This is a genomic window from Nostoc paludosum FACHB-159, from assembly GCF_014698835.1.
GTDB lineage: Bacteria > Cyanobacteriota > Cyanobacteriia > Cyanobacteriales > Nostocaceae > Nostoc > Nostoc paludosum.
In genome coordinates, this window is record NZ_JACJTU010000003.1 from 272265 (window position 1) to 297403 (window position 25139).

General features: G+C 41.8%; 27 protein-coding genes. 14 read left to right on the top strand and 13 right to left on the bottom strand.

Annotated features, from left to right (window positions below):
• Positions 1 to 10: 10 nt before the first annotated feature.
• On the bottom strand, positions 11 to 877 hold the full coding sequence (locus tag H6H03_RS04940) for a branched-chain amino acid ABC transporter permease (RefSeq protein WP_190954026.1): 867 nt from the start codon (positions 875 to 877) through the stop codon (positions 11 to 13).
• A 186-nt stretch (positions 878 to 1063) separates the two neighbouring features.
• Here H6H03_RS04940 and hrmK point away from each other — a divergent pair, with 186 nt between their 5' ends.
• The gene (gene hrmK, locus H6H03_RS04945; RefSeq protein WP_190954027.1) at positions 1064 to 2908 is read left to right on the top strand and encodes a hybrid histidine kinase/response regulator HrmK; all 1845 of its coding nucleotides are present in this window, start codon (positions 1064 to 1066) and stop codon (positions 2906 to 2908) included.
• Here hrmK and H6H03_RS04950 read toward each other — a convergent pair.
• The gene (locus H6H03_RS04950) at positions 2852 to 3148 is read right to left on the bottom strand and encodes a hypothetical protein (protein WP_190954028.1); all 297 of its coding nucleotides are present in this window, start codon (positions 3146 to 3148) and stop codon (positions 2852 to 2854) included. The two genes, hrmK and H6H03_RS04950, sit on opposite strands and share 57 nt — an antisense overlap.
• 64 nt (positions 3149 to 3212) lie before the next feature.
• Between H6H03_RS04950 and larE the strand changes: the two genes are divergently transcribed.
• Positions 3213 to 4043 (top strand): ATP-dependent sacrificial sulfur transferase LarE, encoded by an 831-nt coding sequence (larE, locus tag H6H03_RS04955; protein WP_190954029.1) that lies wholly within the window; start codon positions 3213 to 3215, stop codon positions 4041 to 4043.
• Between the two features lie 187 nt (positions 4044 to 4230).
• On the opposite strand, the gene H6H03_RS04960 is transcribed toward larE, so the two are convergent.
• On the bottom strand, positions 4231 to 5316 hold the full coding sequence (locus H6H03_RS04960; RefSeq protein WP_190954030.1) for an SGNH/GDSL hydrolase family protein: 1086 nt from the start codon (positions 5314 to 5316) through the stop codon (positions 4231 to 4233).
• Between the two features lie 518 nt (positions 5317 to 5834).
• Between H6H03_RS04960 and H6H03_RS04965 the strand changes: the two genes are divergently transcribed.
• Together H6H03_RS04965 and H6H03_RS04970 are read left to right on the top strand one after the other, a co-directional pair.
• Positions 5835 to 6047: a helix-turn-helix domain-containing protein gene (locus H6H03_RS04965; RefSeq protein ID WP_190954085.1), complete on the top strand. Its 213-nt coding sequence runs from the start codon at positions 5835 to 5837 to the stop codon at positions 6045 to 6047.
• 417 nt (positions 6048 to 6464) lie between these two features.
• On the top strand, positions 6465 to 6659 hold the full coding sequence (locus tag H6H03_RS04970) for a hypothetical protein (RefSeq protein WP_073640193.1): 195 nt from the start codon (positions 6465 to 6467) through the stop codon (positions 6657 to 6659).
• A 46-nt stretch (positions 6660 to 6705) separates the two neighbouring features.
• On the opposite strand, the gene H6H03_RS04975 is transcribed toward H6H03_RS04970, so the two are convergent.
• The 7 genes from H6H03_RS04975 to psaA all read right to left on the bottom strand — a co-directional run bounded on the left by H6H03_RS04975 (position 6706) and on the right by psaA (position 13902).
• Positions 6706 to 7638 (bottom strand): DNA-methyltransferase, encoded by a 933-nt coding sequence (locus H6H03_RS04975; RefSeq protein ID WP_190954031.1) that lies wholly within the window; start codon positions 7636 to 7638, stop codon positions 6706 to 6708.
• A 143-nt stretch (positions 7639 to 7781) separates the two neighbouring features.
• A complete protein-coding gene (gene cynS / locus H6H03_RS04980; RefSeq protein WP_313931794.1) occupies positions 7782 to 8222 on the bottom strand; it encodes a cyanase in 441 nt (146 codons plus the stop codon).
• A gap of 116 nt (positions 8223 to 8338) precedes the next feature.
• On the bottom strand, positions 8339 to 8635 hold the full coding sequence (locus tag H6H03_RS04985) for a type II toxin-antitoxin system PemK/MazF family toxin (protein ID WP_190954032.1): 297 nt from the start codon (positions 8633 to 8635) through the stop codon (positions 8339 to 8341).
• Positions 8616 to 8798: a hypothetical protein gene (locus H6H03_RS04990; protein ID WP_190954095.1), complete on the bottom strand. Its 183-nt coding sequence runs from the start codon at positions 8796 to 8798 to the stop codon at positions 8616 to 8618. The genes H6H03_RS04985 and H6H03_RS04990 overlap by 20 nt, the downstream gene beginning before the upstream one ends.
• Entirely contained in the window at positions 8788 to 9183 is a 396-nt protein-coding gene (locus H6H03_RS04995) for a hypothetical protein (RefSeq protein WP_190954033.1), read from the bottom strand. Before H6H03_RS04995 ends, H6H03_RS04990 begins: the two co-directional genes overlap by 11 nt.
• A gap of 68 nt (positions 9184 to 9251) precedes the next feature.
• Positions 9252 to 11477 carry a photosystem I core protein PsaB gene (psaB, locus tag H6H03_RS05000; protein WP_190954034.1) on the bottom strand — a complete coding sequence of 742 codons (2226 nt, stop codon included), beginning with the start codon at positions 11475 to 11477 and terminating at the stop codon, positions 9252 to 9254.
• Positions 11478 to 11643: 166 nt separating this feature from the next.
• Entirely contained in the window at positions 11644 to 13902 is a 2259-nt protein-coding gene (gene psaA, locus H6H03_RS05005; protein ID WP_190954035.1) for a photosystem I core protein PsaA, read from the bottom strand.
• A gap of 429 nt (positions 13903 to 14331) precedes the next feature.
• Here psaA and H6H03_RS05010 point away from each other — a divergent pair, with 429 nt between their 5' ends.
• Together H6H03_RS05010 and H6H03_RS05015 are read left to right on the top strand one after the other, a co-directional pair.
• Positions 14332 to 14523: a hypothetical protein gene (locus H6H03_RS05010; RefSeq protein ID WP_190954096.1), complete on the top strand. Its 192-nt coding sequence runs from the start codon at positions 14332 to 14334 to the stop codon at positions 14521 to 14523.
• Positions 14432 to 16168, top strand: a complete 1737-nt coding sequence (locus H6H03_RS05015) for a hypothetical protein (RefSeq protein WP_190954087.1) — start codon at positions 14432 to 14434, stop codon at positions 16166 to 16168. Before H6H03_RS05010 ends, H6H03_RS05015 begins: the two co-directional genes overlap by 92 nt.
• 10 nt (positions 16169 to 16178) lie before the next feature.
• Here H6H03_RS05015 and glsA read toward each other — a convergent pair whose 3' ends face one another.
• The 3 genes from glsA to H6H03_RS05030 all read right to left on the bottom strand — a co-directional run bounded on the left by glsA (position 16179) and on the right by H6H03_RS05030 (position 19051).
• A complete protein-coding gene (gene glsA / locus H6H03_RS05020) occupies positions 16179 to 17093 on the bottom strand; it encodes a glutaminase A (protein WP_190954036.1) in 915 nt (304 codons plus the stop codon).
• 140 nt (positions 17094 to 17233) lie between these two features.
• Positions 17234 to 18004 (bottom strand): SIMPL domain-containing protein, encoded by a 771-nt coding sequence (locus H6H03_RS05025; protein WP_190954037.1) that lies wholly within the window; start codon positions 18002 to 18004, stop codon positions 17234 to 17236.
• A gap of 174 nt (positions 18005 to 18178) precedes the next feature.
• Positions 18179 to 19051, bottom strand: coding sequence for an HAD family hydrolase (locus tag H6H03_RS05030; RefSeq protein WP_190954038.1), 873 nt, complete (start codon positions 19049 to 19051; stop codon positions 18179 to 18181).
• Positions 19052 to 19275: 224 nt separating this feature from the next.
• Here H6H03_RS05030 and H6H03_RS05035 point away from each other — a divergent pair, with 224 nt between their 5' ends.
• The 8 genes from H6H03_RS05035 (at position 19276) to H6H03_RS05070 (ending at position 25096) form a co-directional block, all read left to right on the top strand.
• The gene (locus tag H6H03_RS05035; RefSeq protein WP_190954039.1) at positions 19276 to 20790 is read left to right on the top strand and encodes a thioredoxin-like domain-containing protein; all 1515 of its coding nucleotides are present in this window, start codon (positions 19276 to 19278) and stop codon (positions 20788 to 20790) included.
• Positions 20791 to 20987: 197 nt separating this feature from the next.
• Positions 20988 to 21314, top strand: coding sequence for a KGK domain-containing protein (locus tag H6H03_RS41950; RefSeq protein WP_190954040.1), 327 nt, complete (start codon positions 20988 to 20990; stop codon positions 21312 to 21314).
• Between the two features lie 28 nt (positions 21315 to 21342).
• Positions 21343 to 21414, top strand: a complete 72-nt coding sequence (locus H6H03_RS41955; protein ID WP_390841820.1) for a hypothetical protein — start codon at positions 21343 to 21345, stop codon at positions 21412 to 21414.
• Complete coding sequence (locus H6H03_RS05050) at positions 21411 to 21761, top strand: DUF952 domain-containing protein (RefSeq protein WP_190954041.1); 351 nt, start codon at positions 21411 to 21413, stop codon at positions 21759 to 21761. The genes H6H03_RS41955 and H6H03_RS05050 overlap by 4 nt, the downstream gene beginning before the upstream one ends.
• Positions 21762 to 21799: 38 nt before the next feature.
• A complete protein-coding gene (locus H6H03_RS05055) occupies positions 21800 to 21988 on the top strand; it encodes a DUF4089 domain-containing protein (protein WP_190954042.1) in 189 nt (62 codons plus the stop codon).
• Positions 21989 to 22085: 97 nt separating this feature from the next.
• Positions 22086 to 22712, top strand: a complete 627-nt coding sequence (locus tag H6H03_RS05060; protein ID WP_190954043.1) for a DUF4328 domain-containing protein — start codon at positions 22086 to 22088, stop codon at positions 22710 to 22712.
• 10 nt (positions 22713 to 22722) lie between these two features.
• Positions 22723 to 24123: an AtzE family amidohydrolase gene (locus tag H6H03_RS05065; RefSeq protein WP_190954044.1), complete on the top strand. Its 1401-nt coding sequence runs from the start codon at positions 22723 to 22725 to the stop codon at positions 24121 to 24123.
• Between the two features lie 289 nt (positions 24124 to 24412).
• Complete coding sequence (locus tag H6H03_RS05070) at positions 24413 to 25096, top strand: Uma2 family endonuclease (RefSeq protein ID WP_190954045.1); 684 nt, start codon at positions 24413 to 24415, stop codon at positions 25094 to 25096.
• Positions 25097 to 25139 lie beyond the last annotated feature (43 nt).

A 25139-nucleotide genomic window follows, 5' to 3' on the forward strand; every position in this document is an offset into this window, starting at 1 on the left:
TAGGTGCTGCTCAAATCGTTCCTTTGAATAAACCTTTGGGACGAATGAGCAGCACTAAAATCATGATTAACAGTGCTACACCTTGTTTATATTGAGAACCCAGCCAAGGAGTGCTAATTTCTTGGACAATGCCAATGATAAAAGCTGCGGCGATCGCACCGTAGGGGTTGCCAATCCCTCCCAAAATCACTGAGGCAAATAACGGTAAAATTAAAAACCATCCCATATTCGGGCGCACGGCTGTAATTAACCCATACATACTGCCACCCAATGATGTAAGAGTGCCAGCAATCAGCCAAGTCCAAAAGATTACTCGGTCAACATTGATACCTGAGACCCTGGCTAAATCTAGATCGTCAGCAACTGCTCGCATAGCTTTACCAATTTTGGTGTTTTGCAAGAGATAGTGCAATCCTAAAATTGCTAGCACTGCCAACCCCAATACCAATAATTGATTTTGCGGCACTTTCAAGCCAAAGATATCTAAAGCTGGAGTCACAGGTAAATCATAATTTTGGTTCTTGCCACCCCAGATAAAAATGATTCCATTGCGAAGAAATAAGGCAAGTCCGATAGAGATAATAATCAGCGTGGTGGAGGTAGCACGAATGGAGCGCATTCTTGACCAGAGTAACTTTTCTGATAACAGCATTACCGCTACTGTTCCTCCTGCTGCGAGAATCGTGGACAGCCAAATATTGACTCCAATGCTGTTGATTAGCCAAGTGAGATAAGCTCCTAAAGTGAGAAAGTCACCATGAGCAAAGTTAGATAAACGTAAAATTCCATAGGTGAGTGTGAGTCCAACTGCGGCTAGAGCAATAATACTCCCCACTGCAATTCCATTGACGATTAATTGGGCAAATTGTATATCCATAAGTCTGAAGTTGCCAGAAAAAATTTTGAAATCATTCCTTCGTACAATATTTTTTTTAGGTTTAGGTGCTAAACCCGACACCATAAGTTATGGTTTATAAATAAAAAAGGATTGCCCGCCCACATAACATAAAATCCTAGTCGGATTTTTATGCGAAGCTAAACTTGTTCAGCGGTCTAGTTGACCATGCAGCAGTATTCAAGCTTACCAGAACAGAACTCACAGATAGATGCAACGCCAAAACTTTTGACAACAATTCAACAAGTCCGCGCCGATTTGTGGCTGGAGAAAAGTTTAAACCAGTTGCAAAGTCGCCTGAATGATTGCCTGCTTTCTGCTTGTAATACTGTCTCACAGTCGCTAGCCGCAGAAGCAGAAATTTTCCAAACTGCGATCGACCAGATTAACACTGCTGTGGACAACAGTCATGTGGCGTTTGTCCAGTTTGCTGTAGGTGTGGCTCTGCTTGAGCCACGCCAGACATTTGCTACAGTTTGCTATGTTTCTCGTTCCCCATTTTCCGGCTCACAAGCTCCACTGTTGGAAGTAAGAGTGACAGCACAAAAAAAGCTGCCATTGAGATTGCAACAGACCATAGAAATCAAAGATTTGCAGCAGCTTGAAAATCAACAAATACCGAGTGCTTGGCGGTTAACTGATGATTCTGGTGGCGTCATCGGCTGGCTAGTTATCGCCACAGCACCGCTAGGCTCTGATTCTGAGCCACTCATAGCATCGCAAGCTCAGCTGAGATCGCAATTCATGGCCAGGTCTACGAAGCAGTGTAATACAGCTTTGCTGCAACTGAGGCACATTCTATCTTGGCAGCAACGGTATGAACAGCTAAGTAGCTCTAATGAAGAATTAGAGCGCACTAATCAACTCAAAAATCAGTTTTTGGCAAACACCAGTCACGAAATTCGTACTCCACTGAGTTCGATTATCGGGTTTACCCACCTGCTGTTAGCTCAAGGCTACGAGCCTAGTAAAGAACGTCAGCAAGAGTATTTAAATATCATTCAGTCTAGCGGCAAGCACTTGCTAGCTCTGATTAATGATATTTTAGATCTCTCTAAAATTGAAGCTAATCAGCTAGAAGTACAGTGGGAAACAGTAGATGTCCCACTGCTGTGTAGCAATGTTTTGGCACTGGTGAAAGAAAAAGCCGCTAATAAAGGTTTGAAACTAGTCCTAGAACTCGACCCTGATATCACAACTTTAGTAGCCGATCCTTTACGACTCAAGCAAATGCTGTTGAATTTACTCTTCAACGCTTTAAAGTTCACTAGCAAAGGCAGTGTTGGCTTACGGGTTGCTAGCGAAGGAGTATTTGTGCATTTTACAGTTTGGGATACTGGTACTGGTATATCTCCAGAAGACCAAGCTCTACTTTTTCATCCCTATTTTCAAATTGCTAACGCTGTAGCAGGTGTTGAAGGTACTGGTTTGGGTTTAACAGTGACTCGCAAACTCGCCGAAATTCACGGTGGTTCGGTGAAAGTGGAATCTGAAGTAGATCGGGGTTCACGTTTTATGCTTGTGCTTCCCCTGAAGAAAGTAGAGGAAGCAGAGGAAGCAGGGGGAGCAGAGGAAGCAGAGGAAGCAAAATGTTTTTTATCTAATTTGGTTGTGACTCCTAGTTCCTCTCCTCACATATTGCTGGTAGAAAATGACTTACCCAACGGTGATTTGATGCAAATATACCTATCTAAATTGGGATATAAAGTGACTTGGGCTAAGAGTGCTGCAAAAATGTGGGAAGCTTTAACACAGCAAGAGCCAGCAGTAATTTTAATGGACGTTTACCTGCCAGATGGAAATGGTCTGAAGTTGGTGCAGGAACTACGAGAAAATCCCCAGTATCAGAATATTCCAGTGATTGCCCAAACAGCAATGGCGATGAAAGGCGATCGCGAAACTTGTATTGCCGCTGGAGTCAATGATTATATTTCTAAACCAATTGATTTACCACTCTTAGCCAGTTTGGTAGCTAAGTATAGTAAAGTACCACAGTTGAATGATGGGGAGTAGGGGGACAAGGGGACAAGGGGAGTGGGGAGATGGGGAAGTGTGGGGAGTGTGGGGAGAGAGGGGAGAGAGGGGAGTGTGGGGAGTGTGGGGAGTGTGGGGAGTGTGGGAAGAGAGGGGAGTGTGGGGGGAAAGAGAATTAATGCTTCCCCATCCTCCCACACCTCCCACACCTCCCACACCTCCCACACCTTCCACCCCTCCCACACCTCCCACCCCTCCCACACTTCCTGCTTGCCCCATGCCCGTAAACTAATGACTACAATAGGATTTGTTGGGTGGTATCAGGTTATGGCGGGGTTGATGAATGATGCTGACAGAAAAATTTGACCAATTAAAAGCTTTATTTCAAGAAATGGAGCAGGCGTTAATTGCCTACTCTGGCGGCGTTGATAGCACTTTGGTTGCGAAAATTGCTTATGATGTGTTGGGCGATCGCGCTTTGGCTGTGACTGCTGTTTCCCCTTCGCTGTTGCCAGAAGAGTTAGAAGACGCCAAAATTCAAGCAGCAACTATTGGGATTCGTCATCAAATCGTCCAAACTCACGAAATGGAGAATCCCAATTACACCTCTAACCCAGTAAACCGCTGTTATTTTTGCAAAAGTGAATTGCACGATACTCTTAAACCCTTGGCTTTAGAGTTGGGTTATCCCTATGTTGTGGATGGGGTGAATGGCGATGATTTGCATGATTATCGCCCAGGAATTCAGGCGGCGAAAGAAAGAGGTGCGCGATCGCCTTTAGCAGAAGTGGGTCTGAGCAAAGTTGAAGTCCGGCAACTTTCGCAAGAACTAGGTTTACCTTGGTGGGATAAACCTGCTCAACCTTGTTTGAGTTCTCGCTTTCCTTACGGTGAAGAAATTACTGTAGCTAAGTTGCAACGAGTTGGTAGAGCGGAAATTTTCTTGAGAAAGCTGGGTTGGCAGAATTTACGGGTACGATCCGAAGGCGATACAGCACGTATTGAATTACCACCAGAACAAATTAAAGAGTTTGTGTTAAAAACTGATTTACAAATATTAGTTGACGCATTTCAAGATTTTGGATTTATTTACGTAACCTTGGATTTAGAAGGATATCGTAGCGGTAAGTTGAATCAAGTTTTAAATCGGGAAGCTGTGGGCGTTAAAGTGTAAGATTTTTTTAGCTTTTAGACACAGTTGTTTGTTAGTCGTTGACTCAACAAGGCTTTGGTTAGTATGTCCAATTTCTGCTAGGGGATGAATCTGCAATAACTTCGCTCCTTGCTTTAAAACAAAGTTGGCAACCACTGTAACTCAACGATCGCTACCAATGGATTGCATCAAAAAGAGAAGCGATCGCTTAATTCTTATGCTGAGTCAGTTTGTATTCTATCTGCTGTAGTGCCGATCGCCACACATCATACCCCTCTTGGGAAAGATGCAAGCCGTCTGTGGTTAACTCTTGACGTAAATTACCTTCCATATCTGAAAACCAACTATAGATATTGAGATAATTCGCGCCTTCTTCTTTGGCAATTTTAGCTAGTTGGGTGTTGATGTTACGAATGCGGCTATTGGAGAGTTTTGGTAAGCGAGTCGGCAAAATGGATTGGACAATAATTTGAGTTTGGGGGTGATTCTGTCGTAAGCGGCGGACAATTCGGCGATAATTACTCAAAATTGCGCGATCGCTATCGCCTTTTCGTAAGTCGTTAATCCCAGCCATTATGTAAATTACATCTGGCCTGGTTGCTGAAAATGCCCCTAATCTTTTTAAAACCCCAGCGGAAGTATCTCCAGATATGCCTTGATTGAGCCATAATTTACCACTAGGTAATTTTTCTCTGGGAAACCACATACTTAGCGAATCACCAACTAAAATACTCAGGTGATTTGTACCTTGACCTTGGGCGATGGCTCTGGCTTCTAAAGCTAGTAAACTTTTCCAGTCTTCATAAGTTAGTTGACGCTTCTTGATTGACTCCCACAATGATTGCAAATTATCGCTATCCCCGCGTGTATAAATCTGACCTGTTTTCAGAGCTGCCAATCTTTGGTAGTAAAGCTGATTGCCAGATGTCAGTGAGAAAGTAGCTGCTTGAGCGCTGGGGTTGAGTGATGAATCTTCTGTGGATGACTCTTTTGTGGGAGCTGGTAATCCTTGGCTACTAAGTTCTGGTGATAAGGAGTCAATACTGTTGATGTTTTGCTCACTTGCTGCCGGCTGCAAACTTTCTAAGGGTTGCAGCACTTGACCACTAAGTTCCGGTAAGGAAAAATCGACGCTGTTGATAATTTTTGTACTGACTATTGTCGGGGAACCTTGTTTTAAATCCCAAAGAAATCTAGAATTTTGCGGCAAGACAATCGACAGGTGTGGAAGAGCCGATGCTGGTATTGCCAATCCTGTTAACAAGCCTGCTGCCAACAGATAAGGATCCCTCATCGCTTTGTCTCTCCTCTACTCACTGCTTTTTCCTATGACAGCATTAGTTGGCTGTATTCAGGATAATTTTACTTAGGTCAAATTATTATTCTTATTTACACTGTATAGTTCTGTAAAGCGTGTTCACGAGATTATATTGGACAATTTACGATCTCTTTAAACTAGGGTTTTCCCGGTGGTAGATGAGTCGGGTTTATGAGAATACTTTTGACTTAAAGAAATATTTTTACTAAAGGATGACTTACCACAAGTTCTTTGTGACAAATATTGCAAGTGGTTCCAAACTTGGTGATTGGTAGATGATTTTTGACAATCTCAGGATAGAGGTTTTTGCTTTTGGTGTTGCTAATATACGGAATAAGCATTTAATTTCAGGTTTCTAAATTTCAGTAAGCTGTAGCGATACTCATAAGAGTTTGATTAATCAAGAGGCGATGTCTGACTACAAGAGGCAAAAGCTTAAAGCTTTTTGATTTCTCATATGAAATTAAGCGGTGCAAATGCATCAGTTATCAAATATGGGATTAGTGAGATTGAAGATTCGAGAACTAGCACAAGAGAAAGGATGGACACTCAAGGAAGTTTCCGATCGTTCTGGGGTAATTTACAGCACAGTTAGAAGTTATGCTCGTCGTTCAGCAATGACAACAGTTGATTTTACAGCTATCTACAAATTGGCTCGCACCTTTGAGGTGACCATTGAGGAGCTAGTGGAAATTTTGGAAGAATAGCTGAAAAGTTACTTATTAATGGTATTGATATAATATCTCAATCATCCACTCTCAATAAAAATACTTAAGCTTTAAGAACTCACTCTCCAAAATTTATACCTCAGTTAATTTGAGATTATTCTGGACTGAGGAATGAGATTGTCAAACGCTATACTTGTCACTCCCGGATGACAATACTTAAATTTATTCAAAAGTTGGTTTTTATGTTTGATGCTGCGATCGGAGATCTAACGAAAATTTTCTGAAGGTAGGATAATACTGTGTACTTCCGTTGTAGTTCTCTATGTAGATAATTTGAAATTTATGTTTGCTCGTGGAAGTATGAGTTGAAACACATTTGAATTAAGTTTTAACTATAGAGAATAACTTCATTGAAAGTGCTAAGATTTAGGCTGAATCATTAGTGTTTTTTCTTCCGTGGCTAGAGCTAGTACAGCGATTGGTGTTAGTCCCATTATTAAGGAGATTGTGCAAAAACAGGCACATTCGACACGTTTAACCCTGAAAGAAGTTATTCTTATGGGTATGTTAGCGATTGATAAACTAGATGACCAAGGTCGTCAAGAGTTGGCAGATCAAGTTCATCAAATGCAAGTGAATGGAGAAATTTAAGTGAATAGCTATTATTTATGGGTTATAAACTTTAACTCTTCATTTTTCATTCGTGACTCTTCAGATAGTCTGAATCTTCAGTAAAACGATAACGACTTCCCATTACATAATCCTCATTAATTTCAAAAGAAATCCATCGGCGTTGGAGATTCTGAGCAACAAAGCCAGTTGTATTAGAACCTGCAAATGGATCTAAAACCATATCACCTTCATCAGTTAAAAATTTGATGAAAAACTCCGCGAATCCTTGAGGAAAGCGTGCTGGATGGGGTCTAATTTCTGCTGTTTTGCAGCGTCGTAAATAAGAACTATTTGATTCAGTATTAGCAATTTCAAGCAGATTTGGTGGAATTGCGCCTTGATTATCTTTTTGAAATTTATCAGAAATATCATGTCCACTAGGACGTATTTTAGCCTGATAGCCATTTTTAAGTAATTGCTTCATACTTTGGCTATAGGGTTTTAAAACTTTTTTATTATCTGCTTTAGGATTTGGTGTTTTGGACAACCACCAAACTATATTTACTGAATCTTTGACACGAATGCGCCTGATTGTCACCCACTCAGCAGGAGTTGGCAGTCGAGCCGGATTATAATGGTAGAATTCTTGAGCCAGAAACAATCCTACTTCCTTACATAATCTAACTAAAAGTTCGTATTGATAAATACTCCGGACGGGATTACCAGGTAAATAAGCACCGCCTAAATCCAGTATAAATGAGCCATTATCTGCCAATACTCTTTTAAATTGATAGGCAAAAGGCAGAAACCACTCGATATATTTTTCAGCAGTTTCGTTACCATATTCTTTTTTGCGTGTGAGAGCGAATGGCGGTGAGGTGAGAATTAAATTAATACTATTATCATCAATGAATTTAATCAGTTTCAGGCTATCACCTAAATATGCTGCTCCGTTTTGCTGCGTATAATAGGGATTAAAAATTATTTCTTTTGCTGGCGTGATTGGTTCTTGTTGCAAGATTTATCAAGTTATCTCAGTTTTATAGTTATAACTTGTTTTGATATTGTCTCGATATTTTATTTAAAAAATTCTCATTGGGAGGCAGAGTAACACAGAAAATTATATTAACTTTTTATTCCTGTGTATGAGAACGTCTGCTATTACCACTTTTTGTATGGTAGAAATTTACCAGACATAGTGATTTTAACGGGATCGCCTTTGGGATCTTCTTCTTTTTCCACATCTAAAGTAAAATCAATGGCGCTCATAATCCCATCGCCGAATTTGTCGTGAATCACGGCTTTAATTGGGAATCCGTACACCTGCATAATTTCGTAGAAACGATAAATCAGTGGGTCAGTTGGTACAACTGGGCCTAATCCTTTTACAGGATATTCTGTCAACTCGTTAATATAGTTCGCATCTAGTCCCAATGCTTCAACTAATAACTTGGCTTCTTCTGGTGAAGCACTAGCTTGACGGTAGATTAAAGCAGCAATCCATACCTCATCGCGTCCGAGAATTTTTTCTAAATCGGCAAAGCTGAGTCCTTTGTCTTGTTTTGCTGCTAGTAGCTTTTCGGTAATTTCGGGAATAGACACCTTGTAACTCCTGCGATCACAATCTAATTTTCCATACATAGTATCACTGCGATCGCCTGATTCGCGTTTGTATTTCATCTGCTACTACAAGACAAACTTTGAAGGGTTCGTCAGCTCTAGGAATACTTAATGGCCATTCTTCTGGTGATTAGTCTACGCTCTATGGTAGTTATTCGAGTCACCCTAACTTTAGAAGCAACCCGTAATCCAGTACTAGTAAAATCTGGATCTGAAGGTTGTAAGATAAACTCTTCTGGACTCAAACTATTTATATTTTGAGCTGAAATAAAACATAAAGTGACATCATCGCCTATAGTGTCTATCCATAAAACTAAACCAGGGCGTAGTTTTGTTCCACTCAAGTCTGTAAATGGAAATGGAACTAAGACGATATCACCTTTTTGGAGAGACATTAGATAGGTTCTCCGTCGTCAAGTGAGTATATGTCTGGTTCATTTTCAAGAAAGTTAAAGGCTCTGATGAATCGAAAAATAGTTTTTCTTCCAATAGCGATCGCTCTTCATCAGAGAGAGATAGAATAACTTGCAAGAGTGATTCAACAAGTTTAGTGTTCATTTCGTATTTCAGTTTGTTTTACATACATTTTTTCTATTAACTCCCTTTCGTTTTTTCCTTTTGGGATATCTACGAGAGATAACGAGATACCGATTTCTTGTTCATCTTCTCGATCAAGTGATTCAAATTGCGTGAATTCATCCTCCATTAAGAAATAACGTGCTTCTTCTTCATTAGAAAATGTGTATTTAGAACCATCACAATCTAATATTTCAGCGGATAAATCATCGTAAGTTCTTAACCTTGCCCAATTTAAGTTAGGAAAACTAGATGACATCAGCCACCAAGTTTCTTTGAGAATAGATTTTTGTTGAAATTGCACTTTATTTCCAGTTATTTTTATAGTACTTTTAACTTCTATTACTGTAATTTTAAACTTAATCAATTTTAGAAAAAATCCCCCACCTTGCGGCAGGGGATTTTTATTACTTATCTACAAAACTAGGAGCCGAATTAACCGAACTTACCAGCAGTAGAAGCAATCAAGAATGCAGCGTAAGTTACAACATAACCAACTGCAAAGTGAGCTAGACCAACTACGCGAGCTTGAACGATGGACAGAGCAACGGGCTTGTCTTTCCAGCGAACCAAGTTAGCTAGAGGAGTACGTTCGTGTGCCCAAACAAGGGTTTCGATCAACTCTTGCCAGTAACCTCTCCAAGAGATCAAGAACATGAAGCCGGTAGCCCAAACTAGGTGTCCAAATAGGAACATCCAAGCCCAGACAGACAGGTTATTCACGCCGTAGGGGTTGTAGCCGTTAATCAACTGAGCGGAGTTTGCCCACAGGTAATCGCGGAACCAGCCCATGAGGTATGTAGAGTTCTCATTGAACTGAGCAACGTTACCTTGCCAAATACCGAGATGTTTCCAGTGCCAGTAGAAGGTTAACCAACCAATGGTGTTGAGCATCCAGAACGCAGCTAGGTAGAAGGAATCCCAAGCAGAGATGTCGCATGTACCGCCACGACCGGGGCCGTCGCAAGGGAAGGCATAGCCGAAGTCCTTTTTATCGGGCATCAGCTTAGAACCACGGGCATCCAAAGCACCTTTGACTAAAATCAAGGTGGTGGTGTGCAGACCTAAGGCGATCGCATGGTGTACCAAGAAGTCGCCAGGGCCAATTGTTAAGAACAGCGAGTTTGTACCAGCGTTGATGGCATCTAGCCAGCCTGGTAACCAGACGTTAGCGTAGTTGGGCCATGCTGTGTAAGCAATACTATCTGGGTTAGACAACAAGGTGTCTAAACCGTACAGTACCTTACCGTTAGCAGCTTGGACGAACTGAGCAAACACTGGCTCGATGAGGATTTGCTTTTCAGGAGTGCCGAAAGCAACTACTACATCGTTGTGTACGTACAAGCCCAGGGTGTGGAAGCCTAAGAAAAGGGATACCCAGCTTAAGTGGGAGATAATCGCTTCTTTATGCTTCAATACGCGGTCAAGAACGTTGCCTTTATTTTGTTCTGGATCGTAATCACGTACCCAGAAGATTGCTCCGTGAGCAAAAGCACCAAGCATCAGGAAGCCAGCAATATACTGGTGATGCGTGTACAACGCTGCCTGGGTTGTATAGTCCTTAGCAATAAATGCGTAGGAAGGCATGGAGTACATGTGCTGTGCTACCAAGGAGGTCACGACACCTAAAGCTGCTAGGTGCCAACCTAATTGGAAGTGCAGGGAGTTGTTGTAGGTATCGTAAATACCTTGGTGAGGTAGGTTGAAGGGGCCTTCAACAGGAATACCGAAGAAATTCTTGGCATTTAAGGCTTCTTTGAGACTGTGACCAATCCCAAAGTTTGTGCGGTACATGTGACCGGCAACGATGAATAATACAGCGATCGCCAAGTGGTGATGAGCGATGTCAGTCAGCCACAAAGCTTCTGTCTGGGGATGGAAGCCACCCAAGAAAGTCAGAATTGCTGTTCCTGCACCTTGAGATGTGCCAAACACATGTCCAGGTGTGTCAGGGTTTTGAGCGTAAACAGCCCAGTTACCTGTAAAGAAGGGTGTTAAACCTGCTGGGTGGGGTGGGGTATTGAGGAAGTTATCCCAACCTACGTGCTGTCCGCGAGCTTCGGGAACAGCAACGTGAATTAGGTGACCAGCCCACGCCAAAGAACTAACACCAAACAGACCTGCTAGGTGATGGTTTAGGCGATGTTCAGCGCTCTTAAACCATGCCAAGCTAGGACGGAACTTGGGTTGCAAGTGCAGCCAACCAGCGAACAACAATACAGCTGCGAATATCAACAGGAATACAGAACCGTTATACAGTTCAGTATTTGTCCGCATACCGATTGTGTACCACCAGTGGTACAAACCAGAGTAGGTAATGTTTACTGGATTGCTAGCACCAGCTTGGGTGAAAGCTTCGACTGCTGGTTTGCCGAAGTGGGGGTCCCAAATCGCGTGGGCGATGGGACGGATGTGAAGGGGATCTTTAATCCACTGTTCAAAGTTACCTTGCCAGGCTACATGGAACAGGAGGCTGGATGCCCACAAGAAGATGATTGCCAAGTGGCCGAAGTGAGTAGCGAAAATCTTTTGGTAAAGATTTTCCTCTGTCATGCCATCGTGGGTTTCAAAATCGTTGCCTGTGGCGATCGCATACCATATCCGACGAGTAGTCGGGTCCTGTGCGAGATCCTGGCTAAATTTTGGAAATTTTGTTGCCATAGGTTTAATAATTCCTCTGACCTTTAGCCATCAAGTACCAGCGAAATTTTAGATTCTAGATTTTGGATTTTGGATTGAATCTAAAATCTGTCTTAGAAAGTTCTGATCGCCGGAAGCCGGCGCTCAGACTTTCCGCAAAATCCAAAATCCAAAATTCTGCTGATTGCTACCCTACTGAAAGGATATGTGCATGGAAGAATGCCCAAGTAGTAGCAATTCCTCCTAGAAGGTAGTGAGCTACACCTACAGCGCGACCCTGAATAATGCTCAGAGCACGGGGCTGAATTGCTGGTGCTACCTTCAGTTTATTATGCGCCCAAACTATGGACTCAATTAATTCTTGCCAGTAGCCGCGACCACTGAACAGGAACATCAAGCTGAATGCCCAAACAAAGTGAGCGCCTAAGAACATGAGTCCATAAGCAGATAGCGCACTGCCGTAGGAGTTGATGACTTGTGTAGCTTGTGCCCACAAGAAATCACGCAACCAACCATTGATCGTGATGGCGCTTTGAGCAAAGTTGCCACCAGTGATGTGAGTCACAGTTCCATCTGGATCTACCGTTCCCCAGACATCTGATTGCATCTTCCAGCTGAAGTGGAAAATTACAATGGACAGGGAGTTATACATCCAGAACAGTCCCAGGAATACGTGATCCCAACCAGATACTTGACAGGTACCGCCACGACCAGGTCCGTCGCAGGGGAAGCGGAAGCCCAGGTTTGCTTTGTCTGGAATCAGACGAGAGCTACGGGCAAACAGCACACCTTTGAGCAGGATTAGGACGGTGACGTGAATGGTGAAGGCGTGAATGTGGTGAATTAGGAAGTCTGCTGTACCCAAAGCGATGGGCGCAGCTGCCACCTTGCCGCCAACAGCCAATATACCGCCGCCAAAGACATAGCTAACTGGTTCTAGGGCGTTGGGTGCAGTTGTTCCAGGAGCCAAGGCGTGAATATTTTGTACCCACTGGGCAAATACTGGCTGCAATTGAATTGCCGTATCAGAGAACATGTCTTGGGGACGACCCAATGCACGCATTGTGTCGTTGTGGATGTAAAGTCCAAAGCTGTGGAAGCCGAGGAAAATAGACACCCAGTTCAGGTGAGAAATAATCGCATCTCTGTGACGAATTACGCGATCGAGCAAGTTGTTTTGATTCACAACTGGATCGTAATCCCGCACCATGAAGATGGCAGCGTGAGCTGCTCCACCAACGATTAAGAAGCCACCGATCCAAATATGGTGAGTGAATATGCACAACTGTGTAGCGTAATCAGTTGCCAAATATGGATAGGGCGGCATCGCGTACATGTGGTGCGCGATGATGATGGTCAGCGAACCCAGGAAGGCGAGGTTAGTTGCCAGCTGAGCGTGCCAAGATGTGGTCAGGTTTTCGTAGAGACCTTTGTGACCTTCACCGGTGAAAGGACCTTTATGGTTTTCCAGGATCTCTCTAATGCTGTGACCAATACCCCAGTTGGTACGGTACTGGTGACCAGCAATGATGAACAGGACTGCGATCGCTAAGTGGTGATGGGAAATATCTGTCAGCCACAAGCCGCCTGTTACTGGGTTTAGACCGCCCTTGAAGGTGAGGAAGTCAGCATACTGACCCCAATTCAAGGTGAAGAAAGGTGCTAAACCAGCAGCAAAGCCTGGGTACAGTTCCGTCAACAAGTCTTTGTTCAAGATGAACTCGTGGGGCAAGGGTATATCTTTGACAGCAACCCCAGCATCCAAAAGCTTGTTAGTCGGTGCAGACACGTGAATTAAGTGACCTGCCCATCCCAAGGAACCACAACCTAACAACACTTGTAAGTGGTGATTCAGCATCGACTCCACATTCTGGAACCATTCCAGTTTGGGAGCGCGTTTGTGGTAGTGGAACCAGCCAGCAAATAAGAATAAGCCTGCTAATACCAAGCCACCGATCGCAGTTACGTAAAGCTGGAAGGAGTTTGTGATACCCCAGCCACGCCATACTTGGAATAAACCAGAGGTGATTTGAATGCCGTGGAAACCACCGCCTACATCACCGTTTAAAATGTCTTGTCCCACAATGGGCCAAACGACTTGGGCACTTGGCTTCACGTTTAACGGGTCGCTCAGCCAAGCTTCGTAGTTAGAGAACTTCGCGCCGTGGAAAATCATCCCGCTCAGCCAGATGGTCACTACGGCTAAATGGCCAAAGTGTGCTGAGAATATCTTGCGGGAGATGTCTTCTAAATCGCTTGTATGTGTATCAAAATCGTGGGCGAGTGCGTGAAGGTTCCAAATCCATGTAGTGGTTTTTGGACCTCTGGCTAAAGATCTGTCAAAGTGTCCAGGCTTTGCCCATCTCTCAAATGAGGTAGGAACCGGGTCATTATCGACGATTACTCTTGCCTTTTTTTCCTCTCGCTCCGGAGGACTTATTGCCATTCGACCTCCTCTCTGATAAGGAATGAGGAATCATGATTACCACATAGTAATGTTTTACCGCACACTCCAGTGATTTGCTGAAGCCACAGTGAAGACCCATGTGGAGAGTTGTTTCTCGTTGAATTATAAAGTCTTCACTTGTACATTGATGGAGATATTTTAACAATAATTCAAAATCGCTGAAATAACTGCGTTTTATGCCTTTTAAGTTCAAACTAATTGTCCAAAAGTCAATAGATTATTCATTTAATTTACAAAGGATAACAATTCGTAAAAAAGATGGTTAGGGCAGGGGCATGGGGCATGGGGCATTGGGCAGGGGGGAGAGAAAGTCGTTTTGAAGGAGCGAAATTGAATAATTTATTTTTTAGAGTTTCGTAAGTCATAAGATTTGTTGCAATCTGTCTGTTTGTCTTGTTGTCTTTGTTTGTGATTCCCCTCATCTCCCAATGCCCAATGCCCCATGCCCTATGCCCGTCCCCACTTTTGGGCTATAGTTCCCTATGGACATGTCGAAGAGGTGCAAGGCATGAAATTCTGGCAGAAAATAGCGTTACAGAAGCTCCTCCTTTGGAGTTTTCCGATTTTCAGATGGGTAATGGTATTGGTATTGGTATGTAGCTTAACCAGTTGTGGCAATAAGGCTGGCAGTCAGGAGATATCTATTGTTAACCAAGAAAAGGCTGGTGGAATTTCTCAAGTTTCTAAGGAATTTTCGGAAGTTGCCCCGCCTGCTGTTATCCAAGAATTACGTCCAATTTTGGAAGTTTATCAGCCACAAGTGACAATTGTTACTCCAAAATTTGATGAAGTTTTTTCAGATAACAAAGTCACAGCCCGCTTTCAAGTGAAGGATTTACCAATATTTAAAGACTCACAATTACAACTAGGGCCACATCTACACGTAGTTGTTGATAATCAACCTTATATACCTGTTTACGACCTGAATCAGCCGTTAGTTTTGCCAGACTTGTCCCCAGGTACTCATACCTTACGCGTCTTTGCTTCGCGTCCTTGGCATGAAAGCTTTAAAAATGAAGGCGCTTATGCCCAGACAACATTTCACGTCTTTACTAAAACTGACGACAACAACCCAGCCCCTAATCTGCCGTTGCTCACCTACAGCCGCCCTCAAAGTAGTTACGGGGCAGAGCCAATCTTACTTGACTTTTACCTAACTAATGCTCCTTTGCATCTGGCTGCGTCAGAAAATGCCAAGAACGAATTTAGCGATTGGCGTATCCGCTGCACAATCAATGGTGAAAGCTTTATTTTCGATCGCTGGCAAGCAATTTACCTCAAAGGTTGGAAGCCTGGTAAAAATTGGGTAAAACTCGAATTTCTCGATAATCAGGGAAATCCTCTGAAAAATGCTTTTAATACTACAGTTAGGCTGATTGACTACCAACCAAAAGGTAAGGACACTCTGTCGAGAATTACCAGAGGAGAACTCACAGCAAATGAGGTACGTGGCATTGTAGACCCAAATTATAAATTAGTACCTACCCCTGCTGTTGAAAAAACCCCTGAAATACAGCCAATTCCTAAAACTGAAGTTCCAGAGGAATCGAAAACACAGCCAATAAAGCCAGAACAACCAAAATTACAACCTCCAACGGCTGTACCATCTCCTAGCTTGTCGCCAACACCAAATATTATCGAGTCTCCTGCACCAGAACCACAGCCAACAGTAACGCCAACTCCAGAATCAACTCCTTTACCAGAAAAAGTTACGCCTGAGCCAGCAAAACCAAGATTTGGCGGATTTTTCAACCGTCGGGCACCTAAGACACCCACCCCAGAAACAACAGTTACCCCATCTCCAAGTTCACCACCCACGCTACCAGAAATTATTGAGTCTCCAGCGCCAGAAACAGTTACACCATCGCCAGAACCACAACCAGAAGTAACGCCAATTCCACAAGCTACACCACCAGCAGTAACTCAACCAGAACCACAGCCAATATTAACCCCAATACCACAAGCTACACCACCAGCAGGAACCCAACCAGAACCAAAGCCAGAATTAACGCCAACTCCAGAATCAACGCCGTTACCCGAAAAAGTTGCGCCTGAGCCAGCAAAACGCAGGTTTGGCGGATTTTTCAACCGTCGAACTGCTAATACACCTACGCCAAAAGTAATAGTAGCGCCATCTCCGAGTTCGCCACCGATACTGCCAGAAACAGTTACGCCATCGCCAGAACCACAGCCAGAGGTAACACCAACACCTGAATCAAATTCGTCACTGGAACAGGAAAAGTAAAATTCTTCATTTAACCGAAGATACTCAACTCTAAGTTTTGCGATAACGCTTCGACAAAAATAAGCCCCGCTACAGGATTTCCTACTGTATCCAAGGCGGGGCTATAACAAGCGATCGCCCCTTTACCTGGTACTATTGCTACAAGTCCACCGCCAATTCCAGATTTCATCGGTAGACCAATCCTCACTGCAAACTCCGCAGAAGCTTCATAAAGCCCACAAGTTGACATTACTGCATTGACAATTCGGCGGTTTTGTGCAGATACACAGCTATGTTCCAAAGCTAGGAGTTTTCCTAACAGGGCTAAATCTTCAACTCTTCCCGAAATACAGCATATTTGCTCATAGGTGTCAAGTGCTGTTTCCAAATTTTCGAGATGTCCGATTTCGGCAAGATAATTAGCGATCGCTTGATTGGCTTTTGAGCGTGTTAATCGCACTGAAGTCAACATAGCTTCGTCTAAGTATAGTTGGCAACCTGCTAATTGATTGAGCCATTCACAAAATAAAAGAGTGCGATCGCTAGCGTCTTTTCCTGGTAACTTATCGGCGAGGGTAATTGCCCCACTATTAATCATCGGGTTACGGGGGCGGCCGCGATCGCTAACTAATTGTTCTAAAGAATTGAAGGGTGAATCTGATGGTTCCACGCCAACCCAGCCAAAAACTGCTTCTGCTCCTAGATGTTCTAAAAGATAAAGTAGAGAAAATGTTTTAATAATGCTCATCAGCGGAAACACACAATCCGTATCTCCAAAGTTGATGGTTTTTCCTGATTTGCAGCAGATGTGAACTGCAAACCAATTGGGATTAGCCAAAGCTAATTGGGGAATGCGATCAGCAAGTCGTCCTTGTTCAGCTTGGGTTTTAGCTTGTTGTACCCAAGCTGATAATTCTGTTGTAGTTACTTTATCAAGTCCTTTCAAAGGTGTTAAGTAAGTCAGCGTGATAATTGTTGTTGGGATAAGGCAATAGGGATAAAGACTTTAGCCTAGTTGATTTTTTTCACAAAGTTTGATTTTATTGTGCCAATTTACCTAAACCATTTCTAGTTTATGTAAAGCAGTTAATTTTGAGTAGGTTGATAGCGAACTTGCAACGTTACAAAAGCTTCTATTCTTTGTTCTCCAGCAACAACAGGTGTACTGGCTAAATTCATGGGAGCTGCTTTTTGTATTAAGTCAGCCATCTGCATTGGTACTGGTATAGGTGGACGAGCGCCGTTAATTTGAATGCTGACAATTTCCTGTTGCTTGAGTTGCAAAGCACTAAGAGCTGCATCTGCTTGAGAACGAGCATCTTTCGAGGCTGCATCGATCGCTTGTTTTTGTGCAGCAGCGATCGCTTCATCAGATGCTACTAATGTTATACCATCAATTCGTGTAGCTCCTGTTTTAATTGCTTCATCTAACAAAGCGCCAATTTTTTCTGGAGCAATTTGGAAGCGGACAATATTAGTTGCATAATAACCAATTTGCTTACCATCTTTTGGGTCGTAGCGGGGATTGAGAGTGATACTAGTGGTTTCTAATTTAGTCACATCTTGACGCGTTTTTAATAAGTTAACAACTGCTTGCGATCGCTTAGCAAGTTCCTGTTGGACAAGTCCAGATGTTTCACCTTGCACCTGAACGCCTAAACTAACTCGTGCATTTGTTTTGGGAATATCTACCATCCCTCGTCCAGAAACCACAAGTGTTTGAGATTGGAATGACGTATTTGGCTCAACTCGGCTTTGAGCTGGTTGACAACCTACCAAACCCAACAAACATAAAGCAGGTAGCAACTTTGGTAATGTTTTCGCAAAATTAACTTTAGAACTTCTCAAATAATACATAACCGTATCGGAAACTTTTTGTGCGTTTCCAATATGGCAGTTGGGCAATTAATAGCTGCTTTCGTTACAATTTTTGAAACTGACAAAATTTGTTTTTACTTTGATTCTTCGTGTCAGAGACCCAGAAATACGACAAATTACTCTTGGCTAAATACCCATAGTGTATGCACGATGCTAGGTTATGTCAGACTTCAATTGAACAGCATATCTGTTTGACCAATCCTGACAAATGTATTTAACAACGCTATCTTCTGTGTTGGAGCCAATTACTAATGTCGCGTAACGTTTGAGTTCGGGATCTGCGTTAGCAACTGCAATGGCGCAATCTGCAATTTTGAACATTTTGATATCATTAATTTGATCGCCAAACACCACAATGTCACTTTTTTTTAATCCATAATTTTCTACTAAAGTCTGAATAGCTTGGTCTTTAGTAGCTTTGTAGTCATGAATTGTTAACCAGTACCAACCTGGAGAATATTGATTTTCAATCAAGTGTGTCTCTACACTACCTCTATGTATTTCAATAATTGCACTTTCAAGTTCGAGCAGTTGTTGTGCGTGACCAATCACTGTCAGACAAACGACTCGATCGCTAAAAGAATGCGTCAAATCTTCGATTGTTCGCCATCTGCGGTCTTTGTTTGTTAGGCGATCGTTAAGATACCAACGCATACCATCGTTGATTACATTTTTATAATAGACGCAATCTTCTGTACCATTAAAACTAGATACAAAGGGAACACAGCCAAACTCCAAAATGAGTTTATAAATACTTTCAACTATATTAGGACTAATAGAATTAATTATTTCGTGTCTGCCAGAATCAAAATCAGAAATGAAAGCACCATTAAATTCGATAACCGGGAGACGAAGATTTAAACCCTTCAACATCGTTTGCATAGAAACAACGCTACGCGCACTAGCTACAGTAAACTGTAGTCCTTGTTGTAAAAGTTCATCCAAAACTTTCTTGCTGAAAGAAGAAAGTTTTGCATTATTTCCAAGCAATGTACCGTCTAAATCTGAAATATAGACAGGGGTCATAATTTTTGGTCAGTACTAATTTAAAGGAGAATTATACCTCAATTGACGCTAAATCACTAGATTGGCTGTAATATACAAAAATCAAGTTTAACTATTTGCGAATTTAGATTTACATAATCTTCAGATGTCATCTGGATTTTTTATGTTTAATTTTTATCGGTACAATGATGACTACTTTGAATTGCAAGTTAAACGGATGAGCAAACTTTAGCAGAGAACAGTTTATGATACCTCGTGTAAGAGCGCCAGAATTACCACAAAATTATTCTTGGCTGAATACAGATAAACCTCTATCTCTCAAACAACTTAAAGGTAGAGTCGTAATTTTAGACTTTTGGACATACTGCTGTATTAACTGTTTACATATTCTGCCAGACTTGAAATATCTAGAACAAAAATATCAAGATAGCCTTACTATTATCGGCGTTCATTCTGGCAAATTTGATAACGAAAAAGAAACTGAAAATATCCGCCAAGCTATCTTGCGCTATGACATCGAACACCCAGTTGTAGTTGATATCGATTTTCGAGTTTGGCAAGAGTATGCTGTGCGTGCTTGGCCGACTTTAATGATTATCGACCCAGAAGGTTATGTAATTGGGTCTGTCTCTGGTGAAGGAAAGCGTAACGTTTTAGAAGAGTTAATTCAAAAGTTAATTCAGCAACACAGCAACAAAGGTACGATTAATTTTCAAGAACTTACCTTGACTTTAGAAAAACAACGCCAACCGTTAATTACACCTTTAGCTTTTCCTGGTAAAGTTCTAGCTGCCCAAGCGGGTTTATTTATTGCTGACTCTGGACATCATCGCTTGGTTATGAGTAGTTTTGATAGCGAAATTCTCCACTTAATTGGTACTGGTAAATCTGGTTTAACTGATGGTAGTTTTGACGAAGCACAATTTTTTGCACCCCAGGGAATGACATTTGATGCAGAAAATCAAATGCTTTATGTTGCTGATACAGAAAATCATGCACTGCGGCGAGTTGATTTGCAGCGCCAGGTAGTAGAAACTATCGCGGGAACTGGCGAACAAAGCCGCAATATTCAACTTCATGGTGGTGTTAGTTTAGAAACTGCGCTGAATTCTCCTTGGGATTTAGTGAAAGTAGAAAATTCTTTGTTCATTGCAATGGCAGGGTCGCATCAAATCTGGCAGATGGATTTAGAAACAGGCATTGTTAAACCTTATGCTGGTATGGGTGCAGAAGCGTGTATCGATGGTTCGCTGGCTGAATCTGCGTTTGCTCAACCAAGTGGTATCAGTCATAATGGGCAAGAATTATATATTGCTGACAGTGAAGTTAGTTCCATTCGTGGTGTTGGAATTGTAGAACCTTACCAAGTACGAACTGTTTGCGGTAGTGGAGATTTGTTTGGTTTTGGTGATCTTGATGGGCAAGGTGAAAATGTTCGTTTACAGCACTGTTTGGGAGTGGAATATGCACAGAATTTTCTGTGGGTGGCGGATAGCTACAATCACAAAATTAAATTAGTGAGTCCTAGCGGTAATTGTCAAACGATTTTAGGAGACGGTACTGCTGGTTTACAAGATGGACAGGGTAAGAATACTCGATTTTTTGAACCTTCGGGATTGAGTATTTTGGGTTCATATCTATATATTAGCGATACTAATAATCATGTTATTCGACGTGTGGATTTGAATACTTTTGAGGTAACAACATTGGAGTTTGTTGGGTTGTGTGCGCCAGATGTTTGCATTCCACCGAATTTGTAGTTACCTCAGGCAGAGATACAAAAAAACTTTGCCTCTCTGCATGAAGTTTGAAAGAATAATGTTGTAGAGCGATTGTATTTTGTGATTTGAATATCAGTATTTTTACCAATTGATGTGGAAAATAGTAGATTAAAATAGTCGGTTAGTTTCAATTCTCATACAGACACTTTTTATTTACATTGAACAAGAGGATTAATATGAACAAGATATGCCAAATACTAGATTGTAATACTGATGTTTTATTATTCAATAAAGATACATATATAGTTAGTAAATTTAAAGAATTGATAACTGAAAATTTTCGTCGAAAATTTTATACAGAATTAAAAGAAAATAGTAATTCTTCAGTTTCAATAATTTTCAAAAAACTATGTATAAACGAAGTCGAATTTCCAGTTGAAAACATCACATGGCAATCTTCTAGTCAAGGCATCAAATGTAGTATCTTGAGAGTTGGCTCTACAGGCTGGCAAGGAGGAACAATCAATATAAAGGTATCTACATATTCATTCATCAAATTATAAAGAACGTGACAAACTAAACTTTAATGTAGTGTTAGAATTCTATCCTGATGAACCAAAATCGCCTTTAGATGATCTTCGTAAGATGATACAACCAACATGAATACTATTCTGCACATCACACAACGCCAACAATGGGAACAAGCAAAAAACTTGGGCAGTTATCGGGCTGATTCACTCGATTTAGAAGGGTTTATTCATTGTTCTAGGTCAACACAAATTGTTAAAGTTGCAAATAGATTTTTTAAGAATCAAAAAAGTTTGGTTCTACTTTTTATTGATTCCGAAAAAGTTCATGCTGAGATTCGTGATGAAGAGGCGGAAATAGGAGAGTTATTTCCTCATATTTATGGAGAGTTGAATATTGATGCTGTGTATTGGGTTATTGATTTTGTTGCTGGGGAAGATGGTTTATTTGAGTTGCCACAAGAAGTTATAAATTTAGAATAACGAACCGCAAAGGACGCAAAGAGCGCAAAGGAAGAGAGATGGAAAATCGAGAGTTTGAGTTGGAGGAGTATGTTAAGCAGATGGCGTTATTGTTGGATTTACAGATAAGAGATGAATATTTTGATGGGGTGGTGGCAAATTTTGAAAGAATTAAGGCGATCGCTAATCTCGTAATTTCTTTTCCTTTACCTGAAGAAATTGAAGTCCCATCAATATTTGAACCATAGTAGCTTCAAACATCGGCTAATTTATAGTAATTTTACTGAGTGATAAGTATAATTACAACATTAATATATTAGCCGACAATGCTATTGCTAAAATGGAATGAATAATTTGAATGATGCTGAGTCATTGAAGTCAGCAGGTGTGGGTAGATTGTTAGTAAGTTTACTTTGGGTAGTTTTGGGAATCGGGCTGGTATCTACACTGTTTTCTTTGCTACAAGTAATTGCACAACCTGTTTATCAGCTAGTTGCTTTATTGGATGGGTTGGTATCAATAGTTTCGTTAATTGTCGGTGTGATTTCAATCATTGTTTTTTTGATTTGGCTATATCGTCTCCACGCAGATTTAAAGAATTTTTTCCATGAATATCCAATTAGCCCTGGAGGCGCGATCGCTCGATTTATAATTCCGCTATACAGCCTTTGGGGAATAGCTAATACTTTATCCACTTTTGCTGACCGATTTAAAGGCGAAGGTGGTGATTTAACAAGTTTGAGCGAAAAAGTGCGATCGTTGATAGCACCATTGTATGGCTTTATGATTGGCTCAAATGCTGTGGGTCGTATCGCTTTTACACAAGCTGCAAAAAATCCTGAAGATAAATTTCTACCAGTTTGGTTTCTATTATCTTGTATTTTAGATGTAGGTCTGACAGTTATTTTGCTACAACTAGCAAAAACTATGCGGACTGCTATTACTCAAAAAGCTAAACGTGCGATCTCCTAAATATTCCAGCATGAATTTTGATTCAGCCGATGCCATCACGATAGCAGCTGCTGTACGTGAAGGCAATGTTAGCGCAGTGGATGTTACCAAGGCTGCGTTAGCACGAATCGCAACACGGAATCATCAATTCAACTGTTTTACAACTATCACTGCTGAGGCGGCTTTGGCTGATGCTGCACGCATTGACAAGGAAATTGCCCAAGGTAATAACCCCGGAATACTTGCTGGCGTGCCTTTTGCGGTGAAAAATCTTTTTGATATTGCAGGTTTAACGACTTTGGCGGGGTCGAAAATTAATGCAGAAAACCCAGTAGCTACCCAAGATGCAACCGCAGTGGCGAAGTTAAGACAAGCGGGTGCAGTGCTACTTGGTGCTTTAAATATGGATGAGTACGCCTATGGGTTTGTGACGGAAAATTCCCATTATGGTGCTACTCATAATCCCCATGATTTACTGCGAGTCGCTGGAGGTTCGTCGGGTGGTTCGGCGGCGGCTGTGGCTGGTGGGTTGGTTCCCCTGACGCTGGGTTCTGATACTAATGGTTCGATTCGCGTTCCGGCGGCTTTGTGTGGGGTTTTTGGTTTGAAGCCGACTTATGGTAGGTTGTCTCGCGCTGGGGTGGCTTTGTTTTCTAGCAGTTTTGACCACATTGGGCCGTTTGCACGTTCGGTGCAAGATATTGCTACGGTGTTTGATGTGTTGCAAGGCCAAGACGATCGCGATCCAATTTGCACTCAGCGTCCTGCTGTGGAGACGTTACATGTAACGTCTCTACAGCAAGATATCTCTGCAATCAAAATTGCGATCGCTGCTGATTATTTCACTAAAGGTGCCCAAGCGGAGGCTTTAGCAGCAGTGCAAATAGTTGCTGATGCTTTGGATGTAACTGAGTATGTAAGCATACCAGAAGCACACCGCGCCCGTGCTGCGGCGTTTGTGATTACAGCAAGCGAGGGAGCAAATCTGCATTTGGATAAATTGCAAAGGCGTTCTCAGGATTTCGATCCAGCAACACGCGATCGCTTTTTGGCTGGGGCGTTAATTCCTAGTAGTTGGTATCTGCAAGCGCAACGGTTTAGAAGATGGTACCGCGATCGCGTGCGCGAAGTATTTCAAAATGTCGATATTATTCTTGCACCAACTACACCAATTGCTGCCCCGTTAATTGGTCAACAAACTATGATTTTGGACGGCGAAGAAATTCTGATTCGTCCTCATTTGGGGTTATTTACTCAACCATTATCTTTTATTGGTTTACCTGTTTTATCAGTACCAATTCAACGCCCAAATGGTTTGCCTTTGGGCGTGCAATTGATAGCAGCACCATATAATGAAGCCTTAATTTTACAAGTTGCAGCTGCTTTAGAAGCAAAAGGTATAGTCTCAGCACCAGTAATTTTTAATGGTTAATAGGAAGTTTTTAATACCAATTCTTCGTGAAGCTGCATAGAATTTTACCCCTCCCCAACCCTCCCCTTGGCAAGGGGAGGGTGCGCGCTAGCGCGGGTGGGGTATTTATATGCGTCTTCATATTAAATTGGTATAACTCAATTTTTTGCTAATAAAATTATTAATATAGTAGTTGCCAACTAGGTTAGGACATAAACTGAACGTAAAACCACGACACTAATAGACTTTCAAACCTATCGCCTATTGCCTATTGCCTGTTTCCTCCCATCTCAGTAACGATCAAAAAATTATGATATCTACTGACACAACTGCTCAACTGTTGATGATTCCGCCTTTAGAAAACGGCGACAAACTCACCCGTGCTGAATTTGAGCGACGCTACCACGCCATGCCAAATCTGAAAAAAGCAGAATTGATTGAAGGAGTTGTTTACGTGGCATCCCCATTGAGAATCAAGAGTCATGGAGAACCTCATGCTTACATGATAGCTTGGCTTGGAGTTTACAAAGCAGCAACACCAGGCGTAGGTTTTGCAGATAATACTACTCTTTTATTAGATGCTGATAACGAACCGCAACCAGATGCTTTATTAAGGATAGAACAAGGAGGGCAAACTCGAATTACTCAAGATGATTATTTAGAAGGTGCGCCCGAATTGATTGTAGAAATCGCTGCGTCTAGTGCTTCTTATGATTTGCATGAAAAACTCAAAGTTTATCGCCGTAATAAAGTACAGGAATATTTAGTTTGGCGAGTTTATGACCAGCAATTTGATTGGTTTAAGTTAAATGAAGGCGAATATATTAAACTTGAAACCAATAGTAATAGTATAGTCTGTTCTCAAGTATTTTCGGGATTGTGGTTAGATAAAGCGGCTCTATTATCAGGAAATTTAGCTAAAGTGTTAGCCGTTTTACAGCAAGGTTTATCCACACCAGAACATCAAAATTTTGTGGAAAAACTATCTATTTAAGTATTACAGCAATTTGCAGTTGAATAGACCACAGTAGGGGCTT